At 60.6% G+C, this 7,030-nt stretch carries 5 protein-coding genes; all 5 read left to right on the top strand.

From position 1 onward, the window contains the following. Positions 1–206: 206 nt before the first annotated feature. A complete protein-coding gene (locus tag B088_RS07775) occupies positions 207–2,363 on the top strand; it encodes a hypothetical protein (protein WP_018107863.1) in 2,157 nt (718 codons plus the stop codon). A gap of 4 nt (positions 2,364–2,367) precedes the next feature. Continuing rightward, positions 2,368–2,952 carry a DUF4112 domain-containing protein gene (locus tag B088_RS07780; protein ID WP_018107864.1) on the top strand — a complete coding sequence of 195 codons (585 nt, stop codon included), beginning with the start codon at positions 2,368–2,370 and terminating at the stop codon, positions 2,950–2,952. Positions 2,953–3,065: 113 nt separating this feature from the next. After that, a complete protein-coding gene (locus B088_RS07785) occupies positions 3,066–4,160 on the top strand; it encodes an aldose epimerase family protein (protein ID WP_018107865.1) in 1,095 nt (364 codons plus the stop codon). 31 nt (positions 4,161–4,191) lie between these two features. Then, on the top strand, positions 4,192–5,610 hold the full coding sequence (locus tag B088_RS07790; RefSeq protein WP_018107866.1) for an MFS transporter: 1,419 nt from the start codon (positions 4,192–4,194) through the stop codon (positions 5,608–5,610). Positions 5,611–5,616: 6 nt separating this feature from the next. Then, positions 5,617–6,783, top strand: coding sequence for a galactokinase (gene galK / locus B088_RS07795; protein WP_025082246.1), 1,167 nt, complete (start codon positions 5,617–5,619; stop codon positions 6,781–6,783). The last annotated feature ends 247 nt before the right edge of the window (positions 6,784–7,030 follow it).

Consider the following 7,030-nt stretch of genomic DNA (forward strand, 5'->3'; position numbering starts at 1 on the left):
GCGGTAGCAGTAGGGCTGGGATCAGTCGACAGGATTGCACAGCGACAGGGATTATCACTTCTTTACTTTAAGGCTCAAATGCGTCACCCCTGCGGGCCACACCTTGCAGAGGGGCTTGTGGTGAAAAAGCAGTACATTTGAGCAGTCGGGATGACATTTGGTTCCGACTGTCCACACATATTATATATAGTAGTCCTATTTTCTCTATGTCCGATATCGATCTGCAGCGTCTCTACGAGCGCATCAAGTCTGTTGCTGACCAGTTGGTCGCCCGGGACGACCACTTTACCCGTGCCGACCTCGCCTATGAGCTGCGGGGCGACGGCATCTCCGGGGACTCGTCGGAGGTTAGCAGGCTGGTCTGGGAGGCGTACAGGTCGCTGGGGAATGACCCCCACATCCGGGAGGCCTTCCTCAATAACAGCAGCAGCAAGAGCCTCGTCGATGAGTACCGAATCATCGACCTGATCGAGTCAAGCGACAGCACCAAGGCGGTGAGCGTGGTGACGGAGCTGCTCGAGGAGGGGAAGAGGGCGATGGACAGGGTCCTCGCGCAGGTGGACGAGGCGTCCCGGGACTATCGCCCGGGTGCGAAGCCTCAGCTCTCGCAGCAGGCGGTCGATACCATCGTCGGTACCGCCGGCATCAAGGCGATACAGGCGGAGTCGGAGGATCTCCTCCGTCGCTATGCCGGTCTGGTGGAGGCGTATAAGGAGGCGAAGGGGGACATCAAGGGGGCTATCACCGCCTACGGCGAACTGCGGGAGCAGATCCTCTACAGCTATCGGGAGTGGGTAGCGCTGCTGAAGGATCTCTTTGGCGATCGGATCCATAGCGTGGCGCCGGAGCTCTTCGACTTCGACAAGCTTCGATGGATCGATGTGGACGAGATGTATGGTCGGGCGAGGCTCTCCTTCGACAGTCTCTCGGGTCGCTCGTCGGAGCTCCTTAGCTCTATCTCGGAGGACTTCCGTGCCGGTCTCTCGGAGACGGTGCGGGACTACAGCCACTCCTCCGGTCGCCGATTTGCCCTCGTGATGGCGGCGGTCAATCTTGTCTCCCACTACAGCAAGACGGCCGGCGATACGGCGCGACTAAAGGGGCAGCTCCTCGACCTCCGGAGCGATGTGGTGCGGGATGCTTCCTCCATACAGGCGGATATGGCGCGGCTGGTGGAGGTGTACCGGACGATCAACGACCTCTACCTCTCTCGGGCGGACCTCTTCTACCGGTATGGGGATCGGGTCTTTGCGGGCGAGTGGCGGGCGCTGCGGGAGGCGCTTTACTCTGACCCCGAGGTGAAGCAGATCGTCCGCGAGCGGGAGGAGATCCATAAGCATATGAGAGAGCTGGAGGAGAATATGCTCGACGCCCGGCTCAATATCACCTATTATAAGGATCAGGTGGAGACGACGAAGGTGCTACTCGACTCGCTGGAGGGGCGCTATCAGGAAGCTCTCGAGGCTAAGCCGAAGGAGCCCAACTGGCTTCGCCGGACGGTCACCCTCGGCAAGGCTCGCGAGAGCTATGGCCGCGACCTCACCGAGTGGGACAAGTATGACGGCGAGATCGTGCGCAAGTATGAGGAGCTGAGGGTGGATCTGAGAGTCTTCGGCGAGGAGATCGACTCGCTGCAGCGGATCTACGATGAGTCACTCAAGGAGTACCACCAGTCGCGTATGGATGCCGGTGACCTGACGGAGCGTATCCATGAGCTGCAGACCCTGTCGCCGGAGATGCTGAGCAGGGCAGCGGAGCACCTTACGCCGGTGCTTAAGCTCCTCTCCATCGCTCGCGAGATCATAGAGAGCCCGCTGGAGGAGCGGCTGATGGCTCCTCAGTCTCTCAGGGAGCTGGAGCAGTCGCCGCTTCCCGCCGAGATGACGGAGCGGATCGATCGCCTCCGGCAGCGCCTGCAGGGGGTGGAGCGAGAGGCGATGCCGGTGGTTACGGAGACGGTCTCCCGCTCCGTCGCCCCCTCGAGACCCGCTGATCCTCGGGATGAGCAGCGTGCCCGACAGTTGGCTCAGGTGGCTTCTGCCCGCTCTCGTGTCGCTGCCCAGCGGTCGGCAGCGGCTGTCGATGAGCTTCTCCTGCTGCGGCAGAAGGAGCTGGCGAATAAGGTGACCGAGGACCACTACCGGCGCGAGCTGGAGCGGATCCGCGAGACCTTTCAGTACAATATGCGGCAGATCGACGATAAGTCAGCCTTCGTCGCCGAGGTTCGGCGTCGTGTCCACACCGATCTGACCGATGAGCGTGTCCGAGAGGATCTGCTGCTCCTCGCCGGGGAGGGTAGGCAGGATCTCGGGCCGGACGACCTCCGTAAGCTGCTCAGCGGCGAAGCGACACTGGACGTATAAGGCGATGCACGAGGGACGACGAGAGCAGGTGCGGCGTCAGCTCCGGCTGACTGACCCCGAGGAGCAGGCCTTCATGGACCGCGCCAGGGCGGAGGAGGCAGAGCGTCATGCAAGGAAGGAGGAGCTCCGGCAGGAGTTGCTCAGCGACCGCGACTATCGGATCATCCTCTGGGCGGACAAGTATATGGACCGCTACGGGATCGATGCGCTCATCGGTCTCATCCCCTATGCGGGCGACGTGGTGGGCTTCCTCTTCGTGATCCCGGGGCTGCGGCTCTCGACCCGCAAGATCAAGTCCCTCCCGCTGACGCTGGCGATCCTCTACAATTTCCTCATCGATGCCTGCGTCGGTCTGGTCCCCTTTATCGGTCCGGTGCTGGACTTCTTCTTCCGGGCCAATAGCCGGACCGCTAAGCTGGTTCGCGGTTTCGTCGAGGATGACCGCGAGACGATCCGTGAGGTCAATCGCCGAGCCGGCTACTTCGTCGTGGCGATCATCGTCCTGATCATCCTCGTGGCGCTCTTGGCCTACCTTTTCCTCCTCTTCTGCCGCTGGCTGATAGAGCTGGGTGGCGTCGGTGTACAATAAATAATTTGCTTATCAGTGGGGTGTAAGGGTAAAAAAGTGTACATTTGGACACGGAACATCGTCCGGGTGGGTGATCCCCCGGCTCATCCTCCACTTCTAACTAATGCTTACGTATGAACTATTATAGAAAGCCGGTCTCGATAGACGCTGCGAAGTTTGACCGCAACCTCTGCGGTCACCCCACCCACCTCTATCACCTCACCAATGGTGCCGGTATGGAGATGCTGGTGACCAACTACGGCGGCAAGATCGTCCAACTGCTGGTACCCGATCGGGATGGCCAGCCGGTGGATGTCGTCCTCGGACACGACAGCCTCGACGACTACCTCGGGACGGAGGAGCAGTACTTCGGCTCCATCATCGGTCGCTACGGCAATCGGATCGCGAAGGGGAAGTTTACGCTTGATGACAAGACCTATCGCCTGAGGATCAATAATGGTCCCAATAGTCTCCACGGCGGACCCACGGGCTTCAACTTCCGTGTCTGGGACGCCGAGCAGAGAGATGACGCCACGCTCGTCCTCCGCTACACCTCCCTCGATGGTGAGGAGGGCTTCCCCGGCGAGCTGGAGGTGGAGGTGACCTATCGCCTCCTGGAGGACAATACCCTCGACATCCGCTATAAGGCGAGCACGACTCGACCTACGGTGATCAACCTCACCAACCACTCCTACTTCAATCTCTCCGGCGAGGGAGATCCCTCCGTCCATGACCACATGCTGAGGCTCTTCGGATCGAAGTACCTCCCGACGGACGACACGGCGATCCCCTTCGGCACCGCTGAGGCGGTGGAGCGGACGCCCTTCGACTTCCTCGACTGGCACGAGGTGGGCGAGCGGATCGACAGAGAGGAGAAGCAGCTCCTCCAGGCGCGTGGCTACGACCACACCTGGGTGCTGGATAAGGAGCCGGGTACCTTCGGACCCTGCGCCATCTGCTTCTCCCCCAAGAGCGGCATCTCCATGGAGGTGCAGACCGACCAGCCCGGCGTGCAGATCTATACCGCCAATTGGCTCACCGGCAATATGCGAGGCAAGGGAGAGAGCCGCTATCCCGCCCGCTCGGCGATCTGCTTCGAGACACAGCACTTCCCCGACTCGCCCAATAAGCCCGACTTCCCCTCCACGGTCCTCCGTCCCGGGGAGACCTACGAGAGTCGGACCACCTTCGCCTTCTCCACCGTGGAGATAGAGGACGAGGAGCTCTGACCATGCATTCTAACACTTTCCACAATAACTTATGACTAAAACGTACAATCAGACGAAGCCCAATTACTTGGTGCCCTTCATCATCATGGTGGTGCTGATGGCTCTGATCGGCCTGATCACCAACCTCAATCAGCAATTCCAAGCCCCGATGCAGGCCGCCTACCTCATCAAGGGCGGTAGCATGACCAATACGCTGACGACGACGCTCAATTTCGCCTTCTTCCTCGCCTACTTAGTGATGGGACCGATCAGCACGCGGTACATCGAGAAGAATGGGTACAAGAAGTCGCTCATCCTCGGTCTCGGCATCCTGATCGTCGCCTTTGCCATCTACATGTGCTCCGCCTGGTGCTTCGACACCTTTGATCTGCCCCGCTTTGAGGGTGCAATCAATGAGGCGAAGTCTATCGAGAGTCAGGGAAGCATCGCTGCCATGCAGACAGCTGCGGCTGAGACAGGCAACTTTGCCGTCGATACCGCTAAGTCCGGCGACTTCACCGGTCTCACCTGGCAGGGTCCCGTAACCCTCCCGATCGCCTACTGGATCTTCCTCATCGCCGCCTTTGTCGCCGGTACGGCGCTCACCTACCTCCAGGCGGTGGTCAATCCTTACCTCGTCGCCTGCGACGTCCCCGGCACCACCGGCGTACAGCGTCAGAATATCTCTGGTACTGGTAACTCCCTCATGACCACGCTCGGCCCGCTCTTCGTCGCCTACGTGATCTTTAGCGGAAAGAGCGGTCTGGAGGTTAATATCACCTCTCTCTACCTGCCGATCCTCTGCCTGATGATCCTCGTGGCGGTGATCGTCTTTGCACTCACCCGCATCAATCTCCCCGAGATCGAGGGAGTCTCCTCCGGCGAGGAGAAGCTCCCCGATAGCGTCTGGTCCTTCCGTCAGCTCTCACTCGGGCTGGTGACCCTCTTCTTCTACGTCGGTGTGGAGGTCTGCGTGGGTGCCAATATCGTCCTCTACGCGATGAACGACCTTGCCATGGCTGCCAAGCTCGGTGCCACGCTTGCCTCCTTCTACTGGGGTGGTATGCTGGTCGGTCGCTTCGTCGGCAGCTTCCTCAATAAGGTCAGCGCCCGCACCCAGCTGATGGTCGCCTCCCTCGCCGCTCTGATCCTCGTGATCCTCGCCATGGTGACGGAGAATCCCTACTTCCTCTGCGCCATCGGTCTCTTCCACTCCGTGATGTGGCCCTCCACCTTTGCCCTCTCCCTCAACGGCCTCGGTCGCTACACCTCCAAGGCATCCGGCATCCTGATGATGGGCTGCTTCGGTGGTGCGCTTCTCCCTGTGATCCAGGGTGCGATGGCTGACGGCATCGGCTGGAATATCTCCTGGATCCTCGTCGCCATCGGTGAGGCATGGATCCTCTTCTACGCCCTCTGGGGGTGCAAGCCCAATAAGACCGACGTCCCTGTCGCCCACACTGCAGCCTGAGTCCTTATGAGAAATAGAGAAAAAGTGAGAGCTGCCTTTGAGCAGGTCTATGACCATACAGAAGGGGTAAACCTCTACTTCGCCCCCGGTCGGATCAATGTCATCGGAGAGCACACCGACTACAATGGAGGCTTCGTCTTCCCCGGTGCCGTCGACACCGGCATCATGGCGGCGATCCGTCCCAATGGCACCGACCGAATCAATGCCTTCGCCATCGACCTCGACGAGAGAGCCTCCTTCGGTCTCACGGAGGAGGAAGCTCCCGAGGAGCAGTGGGCGCGCTACATCTTCGGCGTCAGCCGCGAGATGCAGAAGCTTGGCGTCCCTGTACAGGGCTTCGACACCGCTTTCTCCGGCGATGTGCCGCTCGGGGCAGGCATGTCCTCCTCCGCCGCACTGGAGAGCTGCTACGCCAGGGCGCTCAACGAGCTCTTCGGCGACGGCAAGGTGGACGACTTCGACCTCGCCATCGCCGGACAGATGACCGAGCACCACTACGTGGGTGTCAATTGCGGGATCATGGACCAGTTTGCCAGCGTCTTCGGCAAGGAGGGACACATCATGCGCCTCGACTGCCGCTCGCTGGAGCACGAGTACTTCCCCTGGGAGCCTAAGGGCTACCGTCTCGTCCTGATCGACACGGTGGTGAAGCACAACCTCGCCTCCGGCGCCTATAATCAGCGCCGAGCCTCCTGCGAGCATGTGGTGGAGGCTCTCCGTGAGGCCTACCCCGACCGCAAGATCGAGTACCTACGCGATGCCGACCTCCATATGCTGGACAGCATCCGGGACAAGGTCTCCGCTGAGGACGCGCTCCGAGCCGAGTACGTGATCGAGGAGATCGACCGCGTGCTGGAGGTCTCCGATGCACTCAAGGCGGGGGACTACCCCACCGTGGGGCGTAAGATGTACCAGACCCACTGGGGCCTCTCGATGAAGTACGAGGTGAGCTGTGAGGAGCTGGACTTCCTCGTCCTCGAGGCACTCCACAGCGGCGTCACCGGGTCCCGCGTCATGGGCGGAGGCTTCGGTGGCTGCACGATCAATCTTGTCCGCGATGAGATCTACGACAGCTTCATCGCCCGCGCCACCAAGGCGTATGAGGAGAAGTTTGGTCACGCCCCCAAGGTCTACCCCGTCATCATCGGTGATGGTGCCCGTCGCTTAGAGTAAGGCGCCGATCCGTAATCCACTACAGGAGAGAGAGTCCCATGCGGCCCTCTCTCCCTTTTTTTTATACCCTTCTGTGTCTTGCACTCCCTGTACCAGGGTGACGCATTTGAGCTTAACGGCAAAGGTGATGTTCAATGTCGCTGTGCAGTCCCCTCGACTGATCCCCGCTCTGCTACTACCTCCTGCCGATCCCGCAGGGGCGAAGCCCCGGAGGGATCATCGCTTTTTAGACCGGGTGTCGAGGCAC

This window comes from Porphyromonas bennonis DSM 23058 = JCM 16335 (genome assembly GCF_000375645.1).
Lineage (GTDB): Bacteria > Bacteroidota > Bacteroidia > Bacteroidales > Porphyromonadaceae > Porphyromonas_A > Porphyromonas_A bennonis.

Excerpts from the sequence above, each read along its gene's own strand:
- B088_RS07775 (WP_018107863.1), top strand. The coding sequence starts at position 207 with ATGTCCGATATCGATCTGCAGCGTCTCTACGAGCGCATCAAGTCTGTT.
- B088_RS07780 (WP_018107864.1), top strand. The coding sequence starts at position 2,368 with ATGCACGAGGGACGACGAGAGCAGGTGCGGCGTCAGCTCCGGCTGACT.
- B088_RS07785 (WP_018107865.1), top strand. The coding sequence starts at position 3,066 with ATGAACTATTATAGAAAGCCGGTCTCGATAGACGCTGCGAAGTTTGAC.
- B088_RS07790 (WP_018107866.1), top strand. The coding sequence starts at position 4,192 with ATGACTAAAACGTACAATCAGACGAAGCCCAATTACTTGGTGCCCTTC.
- galK (WP_025082246.1), top strand. The coding sequence starts at position 5,617 with ATGAGAAATAGAGAAAAAGTGAGAGCTGCCTTTGAGCAGGTCTATGAC.